Annotated in this window: 1 pseudogene; it reads right to left on the reverse strand. The window is 75.7% G+C overall.

The window, feature by feature from the left end:
• A pseudogene (locus OFY01_RS19200) lies at positions 1–267 on the reverse strand (DAK2 domain-containing protein); the annotation flags it as partial.
• Positions 268–428: the final 161 nt, after the last annotated feature.

Below are 428 nucleotides of genomic sequence, written 5' to 3' on the forward strand. Positions count from 1 at the left end.
GGCCCGGCCGCCGCCTGCCCCGGCGCCGGTGGTGTGGGCGTCGCCGAGGCCGAAGTGTGTGATGCGGATCCGGTACGGCCGCCCGGCCTCCACCCCCGCCTCGACGGCCGCACCCGCGTCGTCCACGTGCACATGGACGTTCCACAGGCCGTCGCCGCCGACGACGACCAGCGAGTCGCCGAGGGCGTCGAGCCTGCCGCGCAGCCGGTCGACGGCGCGGTCGTCGGCCTCCAGGAGGTAGACGACCTCGAAGGCGGGCCCGCCGTCCGTGCCGCCGTCTCCGTCACCGTCCTCGGCCTCCCGGGGGCACGGCTCCACGGGGTCCTGCTCGTGGGGCCGTGCCCTGACCGAGCGGCGCGTGCCGATCGAGTTCCTGGAGATCGAGCTGGCGGTCCTGGAGGAGATGGGCCTCGACCACGACCGTACGG

Source organism: Streptomyces beihaiensis (assembly GCF_026274175.1).
GTDB classification, from domain to species: domain Bacteria; phylum Actinomycetota; class Actinomycetes; order Streptomycetales; family Streptomycetaceae; genus Streptomyces; species Streptomyces beihaiensis.